The organism is Polaromonas sp. P5_D5, assembly GCF_054049435.1.
In genome coordinates this window covers 138,357-160,701 of the sequence record NZ_JBFUMJ010000002.1, presented here as the reverse complement: position 1 = coordinate 160,701, position 22,345 = coordinate 138,357, and the positions used below count along the sequence as shown (strand labels likewise).

General features: G+C 63.5%; 20 protein-coding genes. 14 read left to right on the top strand and 6 right to left on the bottom strand.

Features of this window, described 5'->3' with window-relative positions; all coding sequences use genetic code 11:
* Nucleotides 1–102: 102 nt before the first annotated feature.
* Nucleotides 103–996, bottom strand: a complete 894-nt coding sequence (locus tag ACXJKE_RS07410) for a LysR substrate-binding domain-containing protein (protein ID WP_457279945.1) — start codon at nt 994–996, stop codon at nt 103–105.
* Between the two features lie 138 nt (nt 997–1,134).
* Between ACXJKE_RS07410 and ACXJKE_RS07405 the strand changes: the two genes are divergently transcribed.
* The 10 genes from ACXJKE_RS07405 (at nt 1,135) to ACXJKE_RS07360 (ending at nt 12,690) form a co-directional block, all read left to right on the top strand.
* Entirely contained in the window at nt 1,135–2,331 is a 1,197-nt protein-coding gene (locus ACXJKE_RS07405; RefSeq protein ID WP_457279944.1) for an acyl-CoA dehydrogenase, read from the top strand.
* A 74-nt stretch (nt 2,332–2,405) separates the two neighbouring features.
* Entirely contained in the window at nt 2,406–3,182 is a 777-nt protein-coding gene (locus tag ACXJKE_RS07400) for a YdcF family protein (protein ID WP_457279943.1), read from the top strand.
* A 173-nt stretch (nt 3,183–3,355) separates the two neighbouring features.
* The gene (locus tag ACXJKE_RS07395) at nt 3,356–4,057 is read left to right on the top strand and encodes a TetR/AcrR family transcriptional regulator (protein WP_457279942.1); all 702 of its coding nucleotides are present in this window, start codon (nt 3,356–3,358) and stop codon (nt 4,055–4,057) included.
* A complete protein-coding gene (locus tag ACXJKE_RS07390; protein ID WP_457279941.1) occupies nt 4,054–5,247 on the top strand; it encodes an efflux RND transporter periplasmic adaptor subunit in 1,194 nt (397 codons plus the stop codon). Before ACXJKE_RS07395 ends, ACXJKE_RS07390 begins: the two co-directional genes overlap by 4 nt.
* A 12-nt stretch (nt 5,248–5,259) precedes the next feature.
* Nucleotides 5,260–8,490, top strand: coding sequence for an efflux RND transporter permease subunit (locus tag ACXJKE_RS07385; RefSeq protein WP_457279940.1), 3,231 nt, complete (start codon nt 5,260–5,262; stop codon nt 8,488–8,490).
* Nucleotides 8,491–8,552: 62 nt separating this feature from the next.
* Nucleotides 8,553–9,236, top strand: coding sequence for a protein-L-isoaspartate O-methyltransferase family protein (locus ACXJKE_RS07380; protein WP_457279939.1), 684 nt, complete (start codon nt 8,553–8,555; stop codon nt 9,234–9,236).
* A 63-nt stretch (nt 9,237–9,299) separates the two neighbouring features.
* Complete coding sequence (locus ACXJKE_RS07375; RefSeq protein ID WP_457279938.1) at nt 9,300–9,662, top strand: rhodanese-like domain-containing protein; 363 nt, start codon at nt 9,300–9,302, stop codon at nt 9,660–9,662.
* A 66-nt stretch (nt 9,663–9,728) separates the two neighbouring features.
* On the top strand, nt 9,729–11,090 hold the full coding sequence (locus ACXJKE_RS07370) for a TolC family outer membrane protein (protein ID WP_457279937.1): 1,362 nt from the start codon (nt 9,729–9,731) through the stop codon (nt 11,088–11,090).
* Between the two features lie 56 nt (nt 11,091–11,146).
* On the top strand, nt 11,147–12,169 hold the full coding sequence (locus tag ACXJKE_RS07365) for a cupin-like domain-containing protein (RefSeq protein WP_457279936.1): 1,023 nt from the start codon (nt 11,147–11,149) through the stop codon (nt 12,167–12,169).
* A gap of 77 nt (nt 12,170–12,246) precedes the next feature.
* Nucleotides 12,247–12,690 carry a hypothetical protein gene (locus tag ACXJKE_RS07360; RefSeq protein WP_457279935.1) on the top strand — a complete coding sequence of 148 codons (444 nt, stop codon included), beginning with the start codon at nt 12,247–12,249 and terminating at the stop codon, nt 12,688–12,690.
* On the opposite strand, the gene ACXJKE_RS07355 is transcribed toward ACXJKE_RS07360, so the two are convergent.
* From ACXJKE_RS07355 to ACXJKE_RS07345, 3 genes are all read right to left on the bottom strand, one after another.
* Complete coding sequence (locus tag ACXJKE_RS07355) at nt 12,687–14,066, bottom strand: 3-deoxy-D-manno-octulosonic acid transferase (protein WP_457279934.1); 1,380 nt, start codon at nt 14,064–14,066, stop codon at nt 12,687–12,689. The two genes, ACXJKE_RS07360 and ACXJKE_RS07355, sit on opposite strands and share 4 nt — an antisense overlap.
* On the bottom strand, nt 14,063–15,121 hold the full coding sequence (waaC, locus tag ACXJKE_RS07350; RefSeq protein WP_457279933.1) for a lipopolysaccharide heptosyltransferase I: 1,059 nt from the start codon (nt 15,119–15,121) through the stop codon (nt 14,063–14,065). Before waaC ends, ACXJKE_RS07355 begins: the two co-directional genes overlap by 4 nt.
* A gap of 324 nt (nt 15,122–15,445) precedes the next feature.
* Nucleotides 15,446–16,831: a phosphomannomutase/phosphoglucomutase gene (locus ACXJKE_RS07345; RefSeq protein ID WP_457279932.1), complete on the bottom strand. Its 1,386-nt coding sequence runs from the start codon at nt 16,829–16,831 to the stop codon at nt 15,446–15,448.
* A 243-nt stretch (nt 16,832–17,074) separates the two neighbouring features.
* On the opposite strand from ACXJKE_RS07345, the gene ACXJKE_RS07340 reads away from it, so the two are divergent.
* From ACXJKE_RS07340 to ACXJKE_RS07325, 4 genes are all read left to right on the top strand, one after another.
* Nucleotides 17,075–18,583 carry a DNA-3-methyladenine glycosylase 2 family protein gene (locus ACXJKE_RS07340; RefSeq protein ID WP_457279931.1) on the top strand — a complete coding sequence of 503 codons (1,509 nt, stop codon included), beginning with the start codon at nt 17,075–17,077 and terminating at the stop codon, nt 18,581–18,583.
* A 215-nt stretch (nt 18,584–18,798) separates the two neighbouring features.
* Nucleotides 18,799–19,320, top strand: coding sequence for a methylated-DNA--[protein]-cysteine S-methyltransferase (locus tag ACXJKE_RS07335; protein WP_457279930.1), 522 nt, complete (start codon nt 18,799–18,801; stop codon nt 19,318–19,320).
* The gene (locus ACXJKE_RS07330) at nt 19,317–20,270 is read left to right on the top strand and encodes a DMT family transporter (protein WP_457279929.1); all 954 of its coding nucleotides are present in this window, start codon (nt 19,317–19,319) and stop codon (nt 20,268–20,270) included. Before ACXJKE_RS07335 ends, ACXJKE_RS07330 begins: the two co-directional genes overlap by 4 nt.
* Nucleotides 20,267–20,437: a hypothetical protein gene (locus ACXJKE_RS07325; RefSeq protein WP_457279928.1), complete on the top strand. Its 171-nt coding sequence runs from the start codon at nt 20,267–20,269 to the stop codon at nt 20,435–20,437. The genes ACXJKE_RS07330 and ACXJKE_RS07325 overlap by 4 nt, the downstream gene beginning before the upstream one ends.
* 50 nt (nt 20,438–20,487) lie before the next feature.
* Here ACXJKE_RS07325 and ACXJKE_RS07320 read toward each other — a convergent pair whose 3' ends face one another.
* Both ACXJKE_RS07320 and ACXJKE_RS07315 read right to left on the bottom strand, forming a co-directional pair.
* Nucleotides 20,488–21,147 (bottom strand): DUF1345 domain-containing protein, encoded by a 660-nt coding sequence (locus tag ACXJKE_RS07320; RefSeq protein ID WP_457279927.1) that lies wholly within the window; start codon nt 21,145–21,147, stop codon nt 20,488–20,490.
* Between the two features lie 32 nt (nt 21,148–21,179).
* Nucleotides 21,180–22,334 (bottom strand): aromatic ring-hydroxylating oxygenase subunit alpha, encoded by a 1,155-nt coding sequence (locus ACXJKE_RS07315; RefSeq protein WP_457279926.1) that lies wholly within the window; start codon nt 22,332–22,334, stop codon nt 21,180–21,182.
* Nucleotides 22,335–22,345: the final 11 nt, after the last annotated feature.

Genomic DNA, 22,345 nt, shown 5'->3' with positions numbered 1-22,345 from the left:
CTGAAGACTATGAACTGCCCCATGGTGACAGCTTTACGCCCCCAGCGGTGGACATACTTTTACCAAGGTCATTCGCCAGGGCACCTGGGCGGGATGGAATCTTCATGCCTTCGCCGCCGGGGCGATTGCGCGCACCGCCTTCACAAACGCGGCCAGCGCCTGGTGGTCGCGTGCGGTTTTCCAGAGGCAATGCGTTTCATAAGGTGTGGTGGCGGCATCCAGCGGCACAAAGGCCGCCCCCGCCATGGCCGACTGCCTGAGCGCAGCCGGCACCAGCGCCACGCCCATACCCTGCGACACGAGCGACACCACACTGAGCCAATGCCGCAGTTCGTAGCGGATCTCCGGGTAAAAACCGGCTTCAGTACAGATTGCCAGGATGCGTTCGTGGTAGTCGGGCGAGACGGTGCGCGACACCACGGCAAAGGGTTCGCCCTGTAACTGCTGCAGCGATATCGAACGCTTTCGCGCCAGCGCGTGCCCCGCGGGCAGGCAACCGACAAAGGCCTGGCTGGACACCAGCACCTGCGACAACTCGGGCGGCACGCGTGTGGTGTGCACAAAGCCGAGGTCCAGCCGGTCATGCGCCAGCTCGATCAACTGCTCGCTGGAGTTGAGTTCCTTCAGCGTGAGGCGCAGCAGCGGGTGTTCGGCCTGGAAGCGCTCCAGGATCTTGGGTAGGCCGCTGTACAACATGGTTCCTGAAAAGCCGATGGCCAGACTGCCGGCCATGCCCTGCCCCACGTCGCGTGCATGGCCAGCCGCCTGCGCGGCCTGATCCAGCAAGGCGCGCGCCGCCGGCACAAAGGCCTGCCCGGCGGCGGTGAGTTGCACCGATTTGCTGTTGCGCGTGAGCAGTTTGGCGCCGACCGAGGCTTCAAGCTGCTGGATGTTCAGCGACAGCGGCGGCTGGGAAATCGACAGGCGCCGGGCCGCCCGGCCGAAATGCAGCTCTTCGGCCAGGACAAGGAAATAGCGGAGGTGACGAAATTCCATGAATATGTTTTTTATATCGTTGGATCGATATTTGATATTAGACAACTATTCATGCTTGTCAAACAATCGTGCTGCCTGCGGGCATCCCAGCCACGCGCCCTACACTGCAAACCAAGCCACCTTTTTCGGAGACAACCCATGAAAACCCAATTCAACTGGCAAGACCCGTTTTTCTTTATGGAGCAGCTGAGCGAAGACGAGCGCGCCATTGCCGACGCCGCCCACGCTTTCTGCCAGGAAAAACTGCAGCCCCGCGTGCTGATGGCCGCACGCCACGAGAAGTTCGACCGCGAAATCATGAACGAAGCCGGCGCCATGGGTTTCCTGGGCTCCACCATTGAAGGCTATGGCTGCGCCGGCCTCAATTACGTGAGCTACGGCCTGGTCGCGCGTGAGGTGGAACGCGTCGACAGCGGCTACCGCAGCGCCATCAGCGTGCAGAGCTCGCTCGTCATGCACCCGATCAACGCCTATGGCAGCGAAGCGCAAAAACAAAAATACCTGCCCAAGCTGGCCACTGGTGAATGGGTCGGCTGCTTTGGCCTGACCGAGCCCAATCACGGCTCTGACCCCGCCAGCATGCTGACGCGCGCCAAGCCTGTCGACGGCGGCTTCATCGTCAAGGGCGCCAAGATGTGGATCACCAACAGCCCGATCGCCGACGTGTTCATCGTCTGGGCCAAGCTGGAAGACCCCGACGGCAAGGTCGGCGGCCAGGAAAGCATCCGCGGCTTCGTGCTTGAGAAGGGCATGAAGGGCCTTTCCGCCCCCAAGATCGAAGGCAAGATGAGCTTGCGCGCCTCGATCACCGGCGAGATCGTGATGGACGACGTGTTTGTGCCCGAGGCCAACCTGCTGCCCAACGTGAGCGGCCTGAAGGGCCCCTTCGGCTGCCTGAACAAGGCGCGCTATGGCATAGCCTGGGGCGCTCTGGGCGCGGCGGAAGACTGCTGGTTCCGCGCCCGCCAGTACACCATGGACCGCCAGCAGTTCGGCCGTCCGCTGGCGCAGAACCAGCTGATTCAAAAGAAGCTCGCCGACATGCAGACCGAGATCACGCTGGGCCTGCAGGGCTGCCTGCGCGTGGGCCGGCTGATGGACGAAGACAAGTCCGTGCCGGAAATGATTTCGCTGATCAAACGCAACAGCTGCGGCAAGGCGCTGGACATCGCCCGCCTGGCGCGCGACATGCACGGCGGCAACGGCATCCATGACGAATACCATGTGATCCGCCACATGATCAACCTCGAAACGGTGAACACCTACGAAGGCACGCACGACGTGCATGCGCTGATCCTGGGCCGTGCCCAGACCGGCCTGCAAGCCTTTTATTGATGACCTTTCAGGGCTCCAACCCAATCAGGACGTGCGCAAGCAGCTATATTTTTCATAGCAAATAAATACAACGCATGGAATTCGGCGCGCTCAAGCCTTTGCTCACCAGCCTGGCGCTCCCGCCAGCCTTGCTGCTGTTGCTGGCCTTGCTGGGCCTGGTGCTGGCCTGGCGTAATAAAAAAGCCGGGCTGGCGCTGGCAACCTTTTCGGTGCTGCTGCTGGCGCTGCTCAGCTGCCACGGCACGGCCGTATGGCTGGCGCGCACCGTGCTGCCGCAGTTTGCCGCCATGCCGGTGGCCAACCTCAAGGCCCACAAGGTGCAGGCCATCGTGGTGCTGGGCGGCGGCGTGCTGCCTGAAGCAGCTGAATACGGCAGCAGCCAGCCAGGCGCGCACACAGCGGCGCGGTTGCGCTACGGTGTGTGGCTGGCGCGGCAGTCGGGCTTGCCGCTGGCCTTTACCGGCGGCATGGGTTGGGCGGCCAGCAGCGCACAGACCGATTCCGAAGCCGTGGTGGCCGCACGCATGGTGCAGCAGGACTACGGCATGACGCTGCGCTGGAACGAAGCCCAGTCGCGCGACACCTGGGGCAATGCCCGCCTGCTGGCGCCGCTGCTGCAGCAAAGCGGTGTGCAGCGCATCGCGCTGGTCACCGACGCCTGGCACATGCCGCGCGCTGTCCGGGCTTTTGAGCGTGCCGGCCTGACGGTGACGCCCGCCCCCATGGGTCAGGTGCAGCCGGCACAGCACGACCTGATGGAATGGGTACCTTCCGCATCGGGCCTTATGGTGTCGCAGCAGGTACTGCGCGAATGGCTGGCGCTGATGGTCGGTCGGTTCACGCCTGTTTAGACAGCCGGCCTCTCGCGGGCCCCTTTCGCCTGGGCCCGCGGCAGACCCGGCTGCTTTACCGCGGGTTTACCTTTCAGGGCACTACCGGCTCCCCCGCCTCGGTGTAGCCTAGGCGGTTTTGGTTGACGGTCGGAAAGTAAGCAGATATATTACTAACCAGTCAGTCAGTAACTATGTCACTTTCCAAATTATTTTGCGACAAAACCTCCGCGGTCGCAGCCAAACGCGAGCGCCGCAAGGAAGCACGCCCCGGCGAACTGCTGGACGCCGCGCTTGACCTGTTCGTGGAAAAAGGCTTTGCCGCCACCCGCGCCGAAGAAGTGGCCGCCCGCGCAGGGGTATCGAAAGGCACATTGTTCCTTTACTTCCAGAGCAAGGAAGAACTGTTCAAGGCCGTGGTGCGCGAAAACATCTCGGGCCGCTTCACGGAATGGCGCGCCGAGCTGGACACCTTTGAAGGCACCACCCCTGAATTGCTGGCTTACTGCATGAACAGCTGGTGGGAGCGCGTGGGCCTGACGCGCGCCTCGGGCCTGACCAAGCTGATGATGAGCGAGGCCAAGAACTTCCCCGACATCGCGGCCTTCTACCAGCAAGAAGTCATCATGCCGGGCCACGGGCTGATCCGCAGCATCCTGCAACGCGGCATGGACCGCGGCGAGTTCCGGCCCATGGACCTGGACTATGCGGTTTACCTGGTGGTCGCTCCGATGATTTTCCTGATCCTGTCCAGGCACACCGCCGGCATCTGCATCAGCAGCGACGCAGACCTGGATCCGCAAAAATACATCGCCTTCCAGGTGGAAACCATCCTGAACGGCATCTCCGCACCGGCCGGCGCCGCCGCACAGTCCAACAGGAAAGCCGCAGCATGAAGCGATGGGTCAAGTGGGGGGTCGCCGGACTCATCGTGCTGCTCATCGCGGGCGGCGTGCTGCGTGCGCTGTCCGCACGCAAGGCCCAGCAACAGGCGCTTGCCGCAAGCACCGCCGTCAAGGACATGGGGCAGGTCGAACTGGCCGCCACCGATGTGGTCAAGGCGCAAACGCGCGACGTGGTTCAGGGGCTGCCGGTGTCGGGCTCGCTCAAGGCCGTCAACTCCGCCGTCATCAAGGCGCGCGTGGCCGGCGAGCTGCAGGGCCTCACGGTTCGCGAAGGCGACGTGGTCAAGGCCGGCCAGGTGATTGCGCGCATCGACGCCACCGAATACCAGTCACGCGTGCGCCAGGCCCGCGAGCAGGCCGAGTCGGCCAAGGCACAGGTGGATGTGGTGCAGCGCCAGTACGACAACAACAAGGCGCTGGTTGACCAGGGTTTCATCTCGAAGACCGCGCTCGATACCTCGCTGGCCAACCTCAACGCCGCGCAATCCACCTACAAGGCGGCGATGGCTGCCACCGAGGTCGCGGCCAAATCGGTGGACGACACAATCCTGAAAGCCCCCATCTCCGGCCAGGTGTCGCAGCGCCTTGCCCAACCCGGTGAGCGCGTGGGCATCGACACCAAAATCGTCGAGGTGGTGGACCTGAGCCGGCTCGAGCTGGAAGCCACCTTGAGCGCCACCGACTCCATGGACGTGCGTGTGGGCCAGACCGCACAGCTGCAGATTGAAGGCAGCCGCCAGCCCGTCACGGCCAAAGTGGTGCGCATCAATCCCACGGCGCAGGCCGGCAGCCGCAGCGTGATGGCTTACCTCAGCATCGACAACCCGGGCGCAGCAGGCGACGCCGGCGCGCCACCCTTGCGCCAGGGGCTGTTTGCGCAGGGCACGCTGGGCACGGCCAGTGCTTCGCTGCTGTCGGTGCCGGTCAGCGCCGTGCGCACCGACAAACCCACGCCTTATGTGCAAGCGGTGGAAAACGACCTGGTGGTGCACAAGAGCGTCGAGTTGGGCGCTCGCGGCACCGCCGGCAAAGACAGCGTGGTCGCCGTCAAGGGCCTGGCCGACGGCGCGGTGGTGATTCGCGGCGAGATCGGCGCATTGCGTGAGGGCACCAAGGTGCGCTTCACACAACTTCCGGCTGCGGCGCAAGCAGCCAGTGCACCGGCCAAGCCGGCGCCCTGAGGACTCGCGCGCATGTGGTTCACGCAGGTCAGCCTCAAGAACCCGGTGTTCGCCACCATGGTCATGCTGGCCATCGTGGTGCTGGGGCTGTTTTCGTACCAGCGCATGCGCGTCGACCAGTTCCCCAACATCGACTTTCCGGTGGTCGTCATCACCGCCGAATACCCGGGCGCTTCGCCCGAGATCGTTGAAAGCGAAGTCACCAAAAAAATTGAAGAAGGCGTCAACTCGATCGCCGGCATCAACGCGCTGACCTCGCGCAGCTACGAAGGCCAGTCGGTCGTCATCATGGAGTTCCAGCTCTACGTCGACGGGCGCCGCGCCGCCGAAGATGTGCGCGAAAAAATCGCCGCCATACGCCCCAACTTTCGGGACGAAGTGAAAGAGCCGCGCGTGCTGCGCTTCGACCCGGCAAGCCGGGCGATCTGGTCCGTTGCGGTGTTGCCCAATGCCCAAAGCGGCAATGCCATGTCGGCCGTGGAGCTGACCAACTGGGCCGACCAGGTCTTGAAAAAGCGCCTGGAGAACGTACGCGGTGCAGGCTCCGTTACGTTGGTGGGCGGCACCAAGCGCGAAATCAACGTCTACCTGAATCCGCAGGCCATGGAGTCGCTGGGCATCACGGCCGACCAGGTGGTCAATGCCGTGCGCAACGAAAACCAGGATTTGCCGGTGGGCGCCATCCGCTCGCTGCAGCAGGAGCGGGTCGTCAAGATCGATGCACGCATGAAGCGCCCCGAAGACTTCGGCAAGATCATCGTGGCGCGCAAGGGCGCCGCGCCGGTCACGGTGGACCAGGTGGCGCGCATTGCCGACGGCGCGCAGGAGATCGACAGCCTGGCGCTGTACAACGGCCAGCGCACGCTGCTGCTGTCGGTGCAAAAAGCGCAGGACGAAAACACCATTGCCGTGGTGGATGGCCTGAATCAGGCCATCAAGGACATCCAGCCGCAACTGCCGCCCGGCGCCCGGCTGGAGCTGATCACCGACGGCTCGCGGCCGATTCGCGTGGCGGTGGAAAACGTGCGCCGCACGCTGATTGAAGGCGCGCTGCTGACGGTGCTGATTGTTTTCCTCTTCCTGAACTCGTGGCGCTCCACGGTGATCACCGGGCTCACGCTGCCGATCTCCATCATCGGCACCTTTTTGTTCATGAACCTGTTCGGCTTCACCATCAACATGATCACGCTGATGGCGTTGTCGCTGTGTGTGGGCCTGCTGATCGACGACGCGATTGTGGTGCGCGAGAACATCGTGAGGCATGTGCAGATGGGCAAGGGCCCCTACCAGGCCTCGCTGGACGGCACGCAGGAGATCGGCCTGGCCGTGCTGGCCACCACGTTCTCCATCGTCGCCGTGTTCCTGCCTATCGGCTTCATGGGCGGCATCATCGGCAAGTTCTTCCACGAGTTCGGCGTGACCATCGTGGCGGCGGTGCTGATCTCGATGTTCGTGAGTTTCACGCTGGACCCGATGCTCTCCAGCATCTGGCACGACCCTTCCATCGAAGCGCACGGCAAACGCCATGCGCCCGTCACTTTCTACGACAAGACCATAGGCCGCGTCACCGGCTGGTTCGACCACGCCACCGACTCGCTGAGCAACAGTTACCAGGGCATCCTGCGCTGGTCGCTGGGACACAAGCTGGCCACCCTGGCACTGGCACTGGTGATTTTTATCACCAGCATTTTCATGGTGCCGTTGCTGGGCACCGAGTTCGTGCCCAAGGCCGACTTCTCGGAAACCTCACTCAACTTCTACACGCCGGTGGGCTCGTCGCTGGAAACCACCGAAGCCAAGGCGCGGCAGGTGGAAGCCATCATCCGCGAATTCCCCGAAGTGAAGTACACGCTGGCCACCCTGAACACCGGCAACGCCCAGGGCAAGATGTACGCCAGCATTTACGTGCGCCTGGTGGACCGCAAGGCACGCACCCGCAGCGTCGACGAAATGTCGGGCGTGTTGCGCGAACGCCTCAAGCAGGTGCCAGGCATCACCGTGACGCACGTCGGGCTGCTCGACGCGGTGGGCGGCAACAAGCAGGTGGAGTTCTCGCTGCAGGGGACGGATTTGAAAGAGCTGGAACGCCTCACGCGCGCCATCAACGACAAGATCCGCGGCATCCCCGGCCTGGTGGACCTGGACTCCAGCGTCAAGGCCGACAAGCCGGTGATTGAAATTGATGTGCGGCGCGACGCAGCCTCCGACCTGGGCCTGTCGGTGTCGCAGATCGCTGCCTCATTGCGCACACTGGTGGCCGGGCAGACGGTGGGCAACTGGCGCGCGCCCGACGACCAGACCTACGACGTGAACGTGCGCCTGGCACCCGATGCGCGCAACGCGCCGCAAGACCTGGAGCGCCTGCCTTTCATGAGCACGCCCGGCAGCAGTGCCGACGGCGCCGCGCACATGGTCCGGCTCAACCAGGTGGCCACCGTGAAGGAATCCACCGGGCCCAACCAGATCAACCGGCGCGACATGGCACGCGAAGTCGCCATCAACGCCAACGTCTACAACCGCTCGGCCGGCGAGGTGTCGAACGACATCAAGGCCGCGCTGGAAAACTTCAGCTTTCCGCCCGGCTATCGCTATCAGTTCAGCGGCTCCACCAAGAACATGGCCGAATCCTTTGGCTACGCGGTGTCGGCACTGGTGATGGCCATTTTGTTCATCTACATGATCCTGGCCAGCCAGTTCAAGAGTTTTTTGCAGCCGATGGCGCTGATGACCTCGCTGCCGCTGACCCTGATCGGTGTGGTGCTGGCCCTGCTGCTGTTCCGCTCCACGCTCTCGATGTTTTCCATCATCGGCGTGGTGATGCTGATGGGGCTGGTGACCAAGAACGCCATTTTGCTGGTGGACTTTGCCATTCGTATGCGTGCCGACCAGGTCGACGTGGATGGCCACCGCGTTCCGGGCATGAACCGCAGCGATGCGCTGCTGCACGCCGCCAAGGTGCGGCTGCGCCCCATCCTGATGACCACGCTGGCGATGATTTTCGGCATGGTGCCGCTGGCTTTTGCCCTGACCGAGGGCTCGGAGCAGCGTGCGCCCATGGGCCAGGCCGTGATCGGCGGTGTCATCACCTCTTCGCTGCTGACCCTGGTGGTGGTGCCGGTGACGTATTGCTACCTGGACGACCTGGGCCAGTGGTTCAAGCGCAAATTCGGCCCCAAAACACCGCCGCAAGACCCCGCGGACATGCCTGCTGCAACGCCGGCCGCCGTCATGGGCGACCGTTAAAATCAAAGGTTTATCTCGTGTACAGCTCACCCTCCCCCATTTCGCCAACTTACAGGTCCGCCATGAACTACGAACAAGCCCGATTCAACATGATTGAGCAGCAAATCCGCCCCTGGGAAGTGCTGGACAACCAGGTCCTTTCCCTGCTGGCCGTGGTCAAGCGCGAAGACTTTGTGCCGGCCGCCCAAAAGGCACTGGCCTTTGTCGACATGGAAATCCCGCTGGGCAGCGGGCTCGGCCAGTGCATGCTGGCGCCCAAGGTGGAAGCCCGCATCCTGCAGGAACTGGCCGTGCAAAAGCATGAAAAGGTGTTGGAAATCGGCGCCGGCTCCGGCTACATGGCCGCACTGCTGGCCCACCGCGCGCAGCAGGTGATCACGCTGGAGATCGACCCCAAGCTGGCGCAGACCGCACGCGACAACCTGCAAAGGGCGGGCCTTTACAACGCCGAAGTGCGCACCGGCGACGGCGCCGCAAAAATCGCCCAGGCCGTTTCCAGCAACGACCCGCTTCGTGGACCGTTTGACGTGATCGTGCTCAGCGGCTCGGTCGCCGAAGTACCGGCTTCGCTGCTGTCCCTGCTCAAGGTGGGCGGCCGCCTGAGCGCCATCGTGGGCTTTGAGCCGATGATGCGCGCCACCCTGGTCACACGCGTGGCCGAAGACGCCTGGCGCACCACCCAGGCCTGGGACACCGTGGCGCCGCGCCTGCTGAATTTCCCTGAACCTTCGAAATTCAGCTTCTGAGCCTGGGCGCCGTACACGACTTCACCAACGCCAAGCACGCATTCCAACGCAGGACAGCCGACCATGATTCCCCAACTGAGCCCCGCCAACTTCGCCGAGTGGCGCAACAACGCCGGGGAAGGCGCGCCCGCCCTGCCTGTGGTGCTGGACGTGCGCGAGCCCTGGGAACTGCAGACGGCCTCGGTCAGGGAGGACGGCTTCAGGCTGGTGCACATCCCGATGCGGGAAATACCCACGCGCCTGGCTGAGCTGCAGGAAATCGGAGCCGGCACCGGCCAGCCGATCGCCTGCCTCTGCCACCACGGCATGCGCAGCCTGCAGGTGGCCAACTTTTTGACGCAAAGCGGCTTCACCGAGGTCGTCAATCTGCAGGGCGGCATTGACGCCTGGTCGCAGCAGGTGGACCCGTCGGTCCCTGTGTACTGACCTTTGCCGCCGCTGCACACCGTATTCACCTCCACATCGCCGATTCACTCATTCCTCAGGACCTTTATGACCACGCCCAAGAAACCGCCGGCGCTACGCCTGTCGATGTTGCCCCTGTCGATCGCCGTCACTGCGGCGCTGATGATGGCGGCCCCGGCCGCGCAGGCCCAGAGCCTGGTGGAGCTGTATGATTCGGCCCGCGCCTTCGACGCTGCCTACCAGTCCGCCAAACTCCAGTACGACGCCAACCTCGCCAGGGCCGCCCAGGCCAAGGCCGGCATCTTGCCGACAGCCGGCATCTCGGCGGGCGCGTCGCGTACCAGTTTTGAAAACACCGCACCGGTGATAGACCGCAGCTTCAATACGCAAAACGCCACGCTCAACCTTTCGCAGCCGCTGTACCGCCCGGCCAACTGGGCCACCTACCAGCAGGCATCCCGGCAGGTCGAGCAGTCCCAGGCGCAACTCGAAACCGCCAACCAGGACCTGATCGTGCGCACCAGCCAGGCGTACTTCGACGTGCTGGCCGCGCAGGACACGCTGACGTTTGTCCGGGCGCAAAAAGCCGCAGTGGCCGAGCAACTGGCGTCGGCCAAGCGCAACTTTGAAGTGGGTACCTCCACCATTACCGACACCCGCGAGGCGCAGGCACGCTACGACCTGGTCATCGCCCAGGAGATCGCCGCCGAAAACGATTTGCGCGTCAAGAAGATCGCGCTGGACACGCTGGTCGGGAAACCCGAAACGCAACCCAAGCCCTTGCTCGCGCCCGTCAATTTGCCGGCCGTAGAACCCGCCGATGTGAATACCTGGGTGCAGCAATCCGAAGCAGTGCACCCGAATATCCGCCTGGCCCAAAGCGGGCTGGAGATCGCCGATCTGGAAGTCCAAAAAGCCGAAGCCGGCCACAAGCCGACGCTGGACGCGACGGCCAGCTATAACGTGACGCGCAACCCGTCGGGCACGGCCACCACCATCCCGCCGTTTGCCTTTCGCACCAACACAACCACCATCGGTGTGGTGCTGAACGTGCCGCTGTTCGCCGGTTTTGCGACGCAAAACCGCGTGCGCGAAACACTCTCGCTGAAAGACAAGGCGCAAAGCGACCTTGAAGGTGCGCGCCGCACCGTGGCCCAGGCCACGCGCACCGCGTTTTTCGGCGTGCAGTCGGGCCAGGGCCAGGTGAAAGCGCTGGAAGCCGCCGAGCTGTCAAGCCAGAGCGCACTGGATGCGAACAAGCTGGGTTACCAGGTCGGCGTTCGCATCAACATCGACGTGCTCAACTCGCAGAGCCAGCTGTTCCAGACCAAACGCGACCTGGCCAAAGCGCGCTACGACGTGCTGCTGGGCGACCTGAAACTGCGCCAGGCCAATGGCACGCTGACACCGGAAGACCTGCAAAAAATCAACGCACTGCTGGCCAGGTAAATCGCGGTACGCTTCACAACACTCCAACAAAGGCCCGGCCCGGGGCCAGAATTTCCATGTTGATGCCCGCACACAATCCCCTGCCCTTGCCGATAGAGGCTGAACGCGTGACCGATGCGCCGGTACACATCCCCAAAGGCCCCAGCTTCGAGCTGATCGAGGAAACCACCTGGGAAGAACTCAAGCGCGCGGGCCGCCAGCAACCGTTTGACAAACCCGTGCTGGTCAAGGGCGGCATCCATCACTGGCCGGCCTGGAAAAAATGGTCGTTTGAATTCCTCGCCGACGTCTGTGCCGGCAAGGGCGCCGAGGTGCCGGTCAAGTTCACCGATGGCCTGGTCGAACAGGGCGTGACCAAGGGCCGCCCCTTCCTTCCGGTCGCGCCCTACCTGCGGGAACTCGGCAAGTCGGCGCAACGCACGCCGGACCCCATGGCCGGCCTGCTGCCCAAGCCGGTGCGGGACAGCTACAAACCCGGCGAGCGCTTTCACCTGAACTGGGCCCACATGCAGTCGTTCAAGCCGACGACCTTGTACCTGGCGCAGTGGGACATTCTCGAAAAATACCCCGAGCTGCGGCGCGACCTGCTCATCAAGAGCCTGTGGCCCGGCCGCATGACCTGGGAATATGTGTTCATGGGCCCGGCCAATACCGTGACCGGACTGCACAACGACTTCCCGCACAACTGGTTTGTGCAGCTCCAGGGCGTCAAGGAGTTCATCCTTTTCTCACCCGACCAGCGCCAGCACATGTGCCCGGCCGCCAAATACGACTGGGGTGCCACGCTGAGCGACGTCAACGTCTCGCGCCTGCCCGAACAAGTCCGCGAACTCGCCTCCTTCGAAAAAGCCCATGGCTACCACGCCCGCGTTGAAGCCGGCGATGCCCTGTTCATCCCCAAGCGAACCTGGCACTCGGTGGTGTCAGTGGAGCCCTCCATCAGCCTGGGCATGTTTGGCCTGACGCCGTATGAAGTGGCGACCGGCGGCACCTGGGCCACGCTGCGCGACTGGGCGCATCACCTGCGCCTTTATGCGTGGGGAAATTGCACTTGTCATCAGGTGCTGGGCAAGCGCTAGGCCATCGAACGAACGCCTTTCAGCAAAACGTCACTTGCCCCCGTGTTGATGTCAATCGCTGGACCACCAAAACAGCCATGAAGCCGCTCGATCTCGATCACTTTCCCCAGCCGGACTCCAACGCTGCCGGTAGCGTGGAAGCCGCGCTCGACGCGCTCTGGAATGCATACGACGAATCGACCGCAAATGACGCCTACGATGCGCTTCTCTGGGCAACTGGAAACAACCACAGGGGTACGTACTATCCGGTCGTCTTGGGTGTCCTTCCGGAGATTGAACAGATTCTCATGAAGGGGAAAGAGTGGGCGCAGCGAGCAGTTATGGAGTCATTAATAGATCTTGGTGGCTCATTCGTCCCTGAAAAAGGTTACGACACATATCTTGGAGCCTCGGTCAAAGCAACACTCAATGCGTTCATCCACTCAATGCGCCACCGCATTGCACCACTCGCTAACGGCACGGATGCGCGCGCCAAAAGTGCAATTGAGCTGTTGGAGCTCATTGACGACCAGGCGGCCTAGGTGCCGTTAAAGCCACTTAAATAGGTCTGGAGCGCATCCACCGTCTTCACCGTCGCACCGCGGTTGCTGTCGGCGAAAGCCAGCCCGGCGGCCACCGCGGCAGCGCGTGCTTCGGGTTTATCGATGAGCTTTCTCGCGGCGCGCACGCCTTGCTCCATGTCCACCACGCGCCGGGCTGCACCGGCCTCGATGGCCAGCTCGGCGGCTTCGGTGAAGTTGAAGGTATGGGGGCCCATCACGACCGGGCAGCCGCAGGCAGCCGCCTCGATCAGGTTTTGCCCGCCCAGCGGCGCGAAGCTGCCGCCCAGCAGCGCGACATCGCTCATCGCGTAATACAGCGCCATTTCACCCAGTGAGTCGCCCAGCCATACATCCGCCTGCAAGGCATCGTCGTTCACGGCCGGGCCGCTTGCCGCCTCGGGCCAGTGCGAGCGGCGCGAGACACGCAGGCCGTGTTGCTGCACCAGCGCCTCCACCTCGTTGACCCGTTGCGGGTGGCGCGGCACCAGCAACACCCTGAACTGGCTTCCCGGCCCCTCCTTGTGCGCTTCTTCCCGCGATTCATATGCTACAAAATTGATAGCTGTCTGCGCTTGTTCAGATTGGGCTGCAGCACTTAATTGCTTTAAAAACTCCTGCTCTTCGCCTTCACGCGAGCTGGCAAACATGAGCACCGGCAGCCCGAGCGCCCGGCGCCAGACCTTGCCTTTTTCCAGCTGGGCGTCGTCAGGAGAGGCATCAAACTTCAGGTTGCCAAACACGCCACTCACCGCAGCACCCGCCTGGCGAAAGCGCCGGGCGTCGTCATCGGTCTGGGCATACACCGCAGACAACGCCGCGTAGGCCGGAAACGACAGCGGCGACATTTTCAACGCCTGCTGCAGGGACTTTTCAGACAGCCTGCCATTGACCAGCACCAGCGGCATGGCACGCGTCTGGGCTGCGGCCACCATGTTGGGCCAGATCTCGGTTTCCATCAGCAAGCCCAGGCGTGGTTTGAAGTGATCAAAAAACCGCGCCACTGCGCCTGGGCTGTCCCAGGGCTGCCACACCTGCACGTCGCCGGGCTGCAGCAGGGCCACGCCCTCGGCGCGCCCCGTGGCCGTACCGTGCGTCAGCAAAATACGCAAGCCGGGGTGTTGCGCGCGCAGCGCCTTGAGCAGCATGGCCGCAGTGCGTGTTTCGCCGAGCGAAACGGCATGCAGCCAGACCAGCTCAGAGGCGGTTTCCACCGGCTGGGTATAGTGGCCAAACCGTTCCTGCACCGCCTGAAGGTAGCCGGGCTCCTGCCTGCCGCGGCGCGCCAGCTTGCGGCGCAGCAGCGGCTGGCCCAGCCACATCAGCAGCGAATAAAGTTTCAGGGCCAGCGCGCTCATTTCGCCCCGCCGGCGCTTGCGGGGCTGCTCACCGCCCAGCAAGCCAGCCAGGCCTGCCAGACGGTTTCCACCGTGGGTGCCGGGCGCGCAAACACGCTGACCTGCCGCCCCCCGTGGCCGAGGGTGCCGGGGCCGGTGCGCCACGCCGTGTCGAAGTTGTAGATCTGAACATGCGGCAAATCCAGTGCCACGGCAATGTGGCTGACACCGCTATCGACACCAATGACACCGGCGCACTGCGCCAGCGCTTCAGTGAGCGCGTCAAGCGGCAGCAGCGGCAGCACCAGGGCGATGTCCGCGGCGGTTTTGGCCAGCGCCTGCGCAATGGCCTGGCTGGTGGCCAGCTCGTGTGCGTTGCCGTGCGCCAGTGCCACCGGGTAGCCGGCCGCATGGAGGCGCCGCCCCAGAGTGATCCAGTGATCCAGCGGCCACTCCTTGTCGGCGCGCGAGGTGCCGTGGACCAGCACCACCCGGCCTTTCGAAGCTGCAGGCGCTATCTTTTCAGGAGCTGCTTGCGCCCGTCCCTCATTGGCTGCAGGCATTTTTAATCCAAAATCCGGTGCGCCTTTCAGGGTGTAGCCCAGCGCACGCGCCGCCAGCTCGCGCGAGCGCTGCACCGCGTGAATATGCGGTGGGAGGGTGATGGCCACGTCGGCCATCCAGCGGGTAGGCGCCTCATAGCCCGAGCCCTCGGTCTGGTTGGCCAGGGCATAGCGCTTGCCGCCGGGCGCCACCGTGGCAAGCCGCGCCACCAGCGCCGACTTGGTCAAGCCCTGCAGGTCGATGACGGCGTCATAGGCTTCACGTTGAAGGTCGCGCTGGAAGGCACGCCATTCGTTTCGCGTGGCCAGCGTCCAGAATGATTTGCGCCAGCGCCGGATCTCACAGGGAATCACCCGGTGCAGACCTTTGTGGCGCGCCAGCAAGGGGGCAAAGGCCTTTTCCACTACCCAGTCAATCTGCGCGTCCGGGAGCGCGGCATGGATGTCCCGCACCACCGGCAGGGTGTGCACCACATCGCCGAGGGAGGACAGCTTGACCAGCAAAATTTTCATGAAGCATTTTAGACCCCCACGCTCCCCCACTTCGTGGGGGTCGCTGCCCCCCGAGGGGGCCGCCCGCCTGCGGTCTGGCAAAGCCGAGAAATTGGCACACCCCTATCGGGCTCACTGCGTGTAGCCCTTTTCCCCTTGCAGGGGACTGCGCCTGCGGCCCGGCAAAGCCGGTTCCGCGGCACCCGCTGGCTTGAAGAGTCCGATGGGCGTAACTAACGGGGGGTATTTCACCAGTGGGGCCGAGGGTCCGGCTTTGCCGGCCCCAGGCGCCGCCCCCTTGAGGGGGGAACAAGCTACACGTAGTGAGCTTGGACGGGGGTGGGCCTAGTGAGCGGCGGCAGCGAAGCTGGCGCCGGGCTTCACGCTCCGTAACAAGGTCAGCATGTCGGCCTCGATGCGCTCCAGTGCCTGCTGGGTGTGGCCCTCAAAGCGCAGCACCAGCACCGGCGTGGTGTTGGACGCACGGATCAATCCAAAGCCGTCGGGCCAGTCAACGCGTACGCCATCGATGGTCGAGATTTTTGCGGGCGCCGCGAATTTCGCGGATTTGATCAAGGCCTCCACCACCGTGTGCGGCTCGCCTTCCTTGCAGGCCACGTTAAGTTCGGGCGTGCTGAAGCTGGTAGGCAGGGCATTGAGCACGATGCCGGCGTCGGGCACGCGGCTCAAAATTTCCAGCAGGCGCGCGCCGGCGTAAGTGCCGTCGTCAAAGCCGTACCAGCGTTCCTTGAAGAAGATATGGCCGCTCATTTCGCCGCCCAGCGGCGAATCGACTTCTTTCATCTTCGCCTTGATCAGCGAATGGCCGGTCTTGTACATCAGCGGCACACCGCCGGCTGCCTCGATCTCGGGCGCCAGGCGCTGCGAGCATTTCACGTCGAACAAGATGGTGCCGCCCGGCACGCGCGAGAGCACGTCGCGGGCAAACAGCATCATCTGCCGGTCGGGGTAAATGTTCTGGCCGTCTTTGGTCACGATGCCGAGGCGGTCGCCGTCACCGTCAAAGGCCAGGCCCAGTTCGGCCTTGCCGCTTTGCAGGGCCTTGATCAAATCCTGCAGGTTTTCGGGCTTGCTGGGGTCGGGGTGGTGGTTGGGGAAATTGCCGTCCACCTCGCTGAAGAGTTCGGTCACCTCGCAGCCGAGCGCACGAAAGATCGCAGGCGCCGAAGCGCCGGCTATGCCGTTGCCAGAGTCGATAACGATTTTGAGCGGACGCTCGAGCTTGATGCCGGACACGATGCGGTCGCGGTAGGCCGTTTCGACATCGACCTGGCGAATGGCACCGGCCTGGGACGGCAACACCCATGTCTCGCCTTCCATCGCGCGGCGCAGCGCCTGGATTTCTTCGCCATAAATGGCGCGGCCTGCCAGCACCATCTTGAAGCCGTTGTAGTCCTTGGGGTTGTGGCTGCCTGTGACCTGGATACCGGAAGCCGTGAGGGTGCTGGCCGCAAAGTACAGCATGGGGGTGGTCACCATGCCGACGTCGATCACTTCCAGCCCCACCGCGGCCAGGCCGCGCATCAGCGCCGCACTGAGCGATGGCCCGCTGAGGCGCCCGTCACGGCCTACCGCCACGGATTTCTCACCTTCGGCCAGCGCCGCCATGCCAAAAGCCTTGCCCAGCGCCTCGGCCATTTCCTCATGGATGGTGGAGGGCACGACACCGCGGATGTCGTAGGCCTTGAAGATGGACGGGTTGATTTGCATCGGCGAGATCCTTCAATTTGATGGGTTTGATTGTAGGGGGCGGTCCTTTCGCGAACTGTAGGCCGCCACCGTTTCCAGGGGGCCCGTTCAGACTATGGAAAGCTTCGGCAAAGTGGTATCTAACCGGTCTCCAACGAGGCGAAAAACGGCTAGCCTGGACAAGAATTTTGAAGGCTTTTTCGGCCAAAGGGACATGTCCGAAAACGGCTAGTCAACAGCCTGCTGCGGCGTATCATTTCCCTCATGAACCGCGAAACCACCCCTCTTGCCGACAACGACTGCTACCTCGCCCTCAAGGCGCGGGACGCCCGGTTTGACGGCAGTTTTTTCACCGGTGTGACCTCCACCGGCATCTATTGCCGTCCGGTCTGCAGCGTGAAAACCCCCAAACGCGAAAACTGCCGCTTCTTTCACCACGCGGCCCAGGCCGAGAGCGCGGGCTTTCGTCCCTGCCTGCGCTGCCGGCCCGAGCTGGCGCCGCATTCAGTGGTGTGGTCAATACAGGATGCGTCCTACATCCTGGCGCACCAGGCGGCGCGCCTGCTGGATGAGCCCGAGGTGTGGACCGAGGAAGCACCTTCTGTAGAAAAGCTGGCTGCCAAGCTGGGCGTGAGCGACCGCCACGTACGGCGGATTTTCGAGGCACAGTTCGGGGTCTCGCCCATGCAATACCTGCAGACGCACCGGCTGCACACCGCCAAACAATTGCTGGCCGACACCAATCTGCCCATCACGCAGATTGCGCTGATCAGCGGTTTTGCCAGCGTGCGGCGCTTTAATGCTGCCTTTGTGGAGCACTACAAACTCAACCCCACGCAGTTGCGACGCCAGGGCCCGGCCCGGGTCGGCGAGGTGGGTGAAGGCGTCATCGTGCGGCTGGGCTACCGCCCCCCCTATGACGTGCAGGCCATGCTGGCCTTCTTCAGCAAGCGCTGCATCAGCGCCATTGAATTCATTGACGCGGACGCTGCGCAGCCCGCTCTGCGCCGGACTTTCAGCATCGAGTCGGGCGGCAAGCTGCATGCCGGCTGGCTGCTCGCAAGCTTTGACGAAAGCCGTTCGCAGCTGGTGCTGCGCGTCAGCGATTCGCTGCGCGAAGTGTTGCCGCTGGTGATACGCCGCGTGCGCACCACCTTTGACCTGGACGCTGATCCGGCCACCATCAACAGCGTACTGCACGATAGTTTCCCCGAAGGCGACGGCCTGCGAGTGCCAGGCGCGCTGGATGGCTACGAGCTGGCGGTGCGCGCCGTGCTGGGCCAGCAGATCACCGTGGCCGCCGCACGCACGCTGGCGCAGCGCATGGTGGACCGTTTTGGCGAACGGGTGGAAACACCGTGGCCGCAGCTAACGCGCCTTTTCCCCGCACCGGCCGTGCTGGCCGCGGTCAGCGGCGACGCGCTCGGGCAACTGGGCATCGTCAGGCAGCGCCAGGCCGCCATCGTGGGAATCGCGCAAGCAGTGGCAGAAAAACGCCTTCAATTGCACAGTGGCGCCGACATCAACACGACGGTGACTACGCTGAAAGGGTTGCCCGGCATCGGTGACTGGACGGCGCAATACATTGCCATGCGGGCATTGCGCTGGCCCGATGCGTTTCCTTCAGGCGATGTGGCGCTGCACAAGGCACTGGGTGTGCAGGAAAAAAAGAACCCGGCACGGGAGGCTGAACTGGCCTCGGATGCATGGAAACCCTGGCGCAGCTACGCGGTGATCCGCGCCTGGAGCGGCACACTGGAGCGTCCCGGCTGACGGCGCAACAGCGACAACATGGCGATTCATGCGTTCGGGGAATGAATGCAGCGCCTCGATTTCATTGGACGGTCCAGCGCCTTGGCGCGAACATCGCCGGTGAATGATCGAGCCAGTCTTTGCCCGCAAAAGAGACAAGTCAGCTTAAGCCGCCTATTCAGGCCCAAAAAGGACCTCATAAGGCAGAAACTCGAAACCATTCAAAGGTGAACAAGATGAAATTCGACAACTCCATCGTCCAGACGACCTTCCACAGCCCCTTGGGGGAAATGATCATTGCCGCGACTGACAAAGGCCTGGCCGGCACCTGGTTTGCCGGCCAGCGTCACCTGCCGCCGCAACTCGTGAAACCTTATGTGTGGCGCGAAGACCCGGACCACCCGGTGCTCAAGCAGACCATCAAGCAACTCACGGAATACTATGCCGGCACACGCACCGAATTTGACCTGCCGTTGGACCTGGGGCACGGAACGGCCTTCCAGCAGTCGGTGTGGCAAGCGCTGCTGGCCATCCCGCAGGGCGGCACCCTCAGCTATGGCCAGGTGAGCCAGCGTATCGGCAAGCCGGAAGCCGTGCGCGCCGTGGGCGCAGCAGTCGGGCGCAACCCGGTCAGCGTGATCGTGCCCTGCCACCGGGTGCTGGGCTCCGATGGCTCACTCACAGGCTACGCAGGCGGCCTGCACCGCAAAACCGCCTTGCTTAAACTCGAAGGCGCACTTCAGGAGAGCACGCTGTGAGTTCCAGTCCCTCCGGTATCGCCGCGCCGGTGGGTGCGGCCCTCACCAAGCCCAAAAACTGGGCTGCCGATTTTGTGATGCTGGCGGCCATCTGGGGCTCTTCCTTTCTCTTCATGCGCATCAGCACGGTGGAGTTCGGTCCCCTGCCCACCGCCGCAGTGCGCGTGGGCATTGCGGCGCTGTTCCTGCTGCCCATCGTATGGTTGCGCGGCCTGTTGCCTGACCTGAAGAAAAACTGGAAACGGATTTTCTTCATCGGCATACTGAATTCGGGCATCCCGTTTGCGTGCTTTTCGTTTGCCCTGCTGTCCATCACCACCGGCTTGTCGGCCATCCTCAATGCCACGGTGCCGATGTTCGGCGCCCTGGTGGCCTGGCTCTGGCTGAAAGACAAACCCAATGCCTCACGCGTGCTGGGCCTCTTCGTGGGTTTTGCCGGCGTAGCCATGCTGGCCTGGGACAAAGCCACCTTCAAGCCCGATGCTTCAGGCGTAGCGCCAGGGTGGGCCGTGCTGGCCTGCCTCTTTGCCTGCATTTGCTACGGCATATCCGCCAGCTACACCAAGCGTTATCTGTCAGGCATGCCGCCGCTGGTCACCGCGGCGGGCAGCCAGATTGGCGCAACCCTCGGCCTGGCCCTGCCCGCCGCCTGGCTGTGGCCGGCGCAGATGCCGGGCGCGCATGCCTGGCTGGCGCTGCTGGCCGTAGGCGTGGTCTGCACCGGGCTGGCCTACATCCTGTTTTTTCGCCTGATCGAAAACGCCGGCCCGCCGCGCGCGCTGTCGGTCACCTTCCTGGTGCCGGTGTTTGCGGTGATCTACGGCGTGATCTTCCTCGGTGAGCATGTGACGGCGTGGATGGTGATCTGCGCCGTGGTGATTGTGATCGGCACCGCGCTGTCAACCGGCTTGCTCAAGCTGGGCCGCAAACCTGAACAGCAGAAGGCATGACGTCGGCCCGCAAGACCAAGCTGAAGATCAAGCTGACCGCGCCCAAGCCGCGCAACCCGCTGGTTGCCCCGGCGGCGCAGCGTAAGGCCGGCTCACACCGCAAGTCTGAAGCGAGCCTTCGCAAGAAGGAAAAGATGGCGCTGAAGAAGCAGTTGCTTCGAATATAGGAAGCCAGGAACCTGTGCGCCGGGCCTGAGTACATGGGCGTTGCGGCCGCTTATTGCAGCGCGCCCGCCACCACATTGATGCTGAGCGCCAGGATCAGCATGTTGAAGCCGAACGACAGCACGCTGTGCACCAGCGTCAGCCGGCGCATCTCGCGCGAGGTGACCTGCACGTCGGAGACCTGTGAGGTCATGCCGACCACGTGGGCGTAGTACAAAAAATCGAAATAGTCCGGATCCAGCCCGCCGGGAAAACACAGACCGGGTCCATCGGGCTCTCCGAGTTTTTCTTCGTGGTAATAGCGATGGGCATAGCGAAACGCGTAAATCGTCTGCATGAACAGCCAGGAGGCAGCCAGCGCCGCAACGGAGAGCACGATGTGCAGCGTGCGCTCCATACCCGACAGGTTTTTTGCCTGTTGCATCATCAACGTAATGGCGGCGACGCAGGCCATGGTGGCCAGCAGCATCAGTAAAAACAGCACCACGCTGGGTTCGTCCTGAGCCTGTGCACGTTCGCGCGTTCGTTTGGCGTCAAAGCGCACGCACAGCCACCAGGCCAGCCACAGATAAACGCCGACGCCGGCACACCAGCCCAGCAAGCCGCAAAACTGCCAGCCCAGGGGCAGCGGCAGCGCCGCCACAATCAGCCCGGCCACCAGGCCCAGGGTGAGCCGCTGCGGGCCCGTGGTTTCGGAGAAATGTTTGCGCATGGCTGCATTGTGAGGCTAGCGGCATCCCGGCTTCAAGGGGGAGATGAGGCACCCATGGTCCGCCGGTACCACTCGTGGAAATGCTGCATGCCCTCTTCCAGCGGCGACTGGTAGGGCCCGGTGTCCGAGACGCCGCGCGCCAGCAGCGCGCGCCGGCCCGCATCCATGCGCTCGCCGATCTCGTCGTCTTCCCGGGCGGTTTCCATGTAGGCGGCGCGGTGCGCTTCGATGAACTCCCGTTCGAAGGCGGCGATCTCTTCGGGATAGTAAAACTCCACCACATTGACCGTGTCCTGCGGCCCTTTGGGATAAAGCGTGGAGAGGACTAATACATGCGGGTACAGCTCGATCATGTGAGTGGGGAAGTAAGTCACCCAAACCGCGCCGAAGTCGGGCGGGGTGCCGGTGCGGTAATTCAGCAGACGGTCGTGCCAGGTACTGTAAATATCAGAGCCCGGCGCACCAAGCGACTCATGCACACCGACACGCTGCATGCTGTACCAGTCGGCAAAGTCCCAGCTCAGGTCGTCGCAACTGACGAAGCTGCCCAGGCCGGGATGGAAAGGCGCGACGTGGTAGTCCTCCAGATAGACCTCGATAAAGGTCTTCCAGTTGTAGTTGCATTGGTGAATTTCCACGTGGTCGAGCAGGTAATCCGAAAAATCGAACTCGGGCCGCTCGAACAGCGGCGCCATATCCTGAGCCGGGTCGCGCGGGCCTTCGAACAGCTGGCCGTGACAGTTCCGCAAGGGAAAACGCTGCAGGTTCTTGCAGGGTTTTTGCTCGAACTGCGGCGCGCCCAGCAACTCGCCGCTGCTGTTGTAAGTCCAGCGATGCAGCGGGCAGACGATGTTCCCGCCGGCAGCCGACAGGTTGCCTTTGGGGTTGGCCGGCCCGCTGACGTTGCCGGTTTCACCGCCCAGGATCAGCGCCTGCCGGTGCCGGCAGACGTTGGACAACAGCTCCACGCCCTGCGGATTACGCACCAGCACGCGGCCTCCGCCTTCCTGCGCGAGCCGGTGCCAGTCGCCGACCTGCGGCACGGCTTTTTCATGGCCGAGGTAGCGGGCGGACTGGTTGAAGATCAAGGCCTGTTCTCGCGCGAACAGGGCTTCGTCGAAATACGCGCCTACGGGCAGCTGCGGATCGGCCGGCATGACATGCACCAGGCGTGCGATATCGTTCATGGAACTCTCCA

Coding starts and splice junctions, on each gene's coding strand:
- ACXJKE_RS07410 (WP_457279945.1), bottom strand. CDS start 996: ATGGAATTTCGTCACCTCCGCTATTTCCTTGTCCTGGCCGAAGAGCTG.
- ACXJKE_RS07385 (WP_457279940.1), top strand. CDS start 5,260: ATGTGGTTCACGCAGGTCAGCCTCAAGAACCCGGTGTTCGCCACCATG.
- waaC (WP_457279933.1), bottom strand. CDS start 15,121: ATGAAAATTTTGCTGGTCAAGCTGTCCTCCCTCGGCGATGTGGTGCAC.
- ACXJKE_RS07325 (WP_457279928.1), top strand. CDS start 20,267: ATGACGTCGGCCCGCAAGACCAAGCTGAAGATCAAGCTGACCGCGCCC.
- ACXJKE_RS07390 (WP_457279941.1), top strand. CDS start 4,054: ATGAAGCGATGGGTCAAGTGGGGGGTCGCCGGACTCATCGTGCTGCTC.
- ACXJKE_RS07320 (WP_457279927.1), bottom strand. CDS start 21,147: ATGCGCAAACATTTCTCCGAAACCACGGGCCCGCAGCGGCTCACCCTG.
- ACXJKE_RS07355 (WP_457279934.1), bottom strand. CDS start 14,066: ATGAGCGCGCTGGCCCTGAAACTTTATTCGCTGCTGATGTGGCTGGGC.
- ACXJKE_RS07370 (WP_457279937.1), top strand. CDS start 9,729: ATGACCACGCCCAAGAAACCGCCGGCGCTACGCCTGTCGATGTTGCCC.
- ACXJKE_RS07400 (WP_457279943.1), top strand. CDS start 2,406: ATGGAATTCGGCGCGCTCAAGCCTTTGCTCACCAGCCTGGCGCTCCCG.
- ACXJKE_RS07395 (WP_457279942.1), top strand. CDS start 3,356: ATGTCACTTTCCAAATTATTTTGCGACAAAACCTCCGCGGTCGCAGCC.
- ACXJKE_RS07335 (WP_457279930.1), top strand. CDS start 18,799: ATGAAATTCGACAACTCCATCGTCCAGACGACCTTCCACAGCCCCTTG.
- ACXJKE_RS07365 (WP_457279936.1), top strand. CDS start 11,147: ATGTTGATGCCCGCACACAATCCCCTGCCCTTGCCGATAGAGGCTGAA.
- ACXJKE_RS07380 (WP_457279939.1), top strand. CDS start 8,553: ATGAACTACGAACAAGCCCGATTCAACATGATTGAGCAGCAAATCCGC.
- ACXJKE_RS07315 (WP_457279926.1), bottom strand. CDS start 22,334: ATGAACGATATCGCACGCCTGGTGCATGTCATGCCGGCCGATCCGCAG.
- ACXJKE_RS07360 (WP_457279935.1), top strand. CDS start 12,247: ATGAAGCCGCTCGATCTCGATCACTTTCCCCAGCCGGACTCCAACGCT.
- ACXJKE_RS07375 (WP_457279938.1), top strand. CDS start 9,300: ATGATTCCCCAACTGAGCCCCGCCAACTTCGCCGAGTGGCGCAACAAC.
- ACXJKE_RS07345 (WP_457279932.1), bottom strand. CDS start 16,831: ATGCAAATCAACCCGTCCATCTTCAAGGCCTACGACATCCGCGGTGTC.
- ACXJKE_RS07340 (WP_457279931.1), top strand. CDS start 17,075: ATGAACCGCGAAACCACCCCTCTTGCCGACAACGACTGCTACCTCGCC.
- ACXJKE_RS07405 (WP_457279944.1), top strand. CDS start 1,135: ATGAAAACCCAATTCAACTGGCAAGACCCGTTTTTCTTTATGGAGCAG.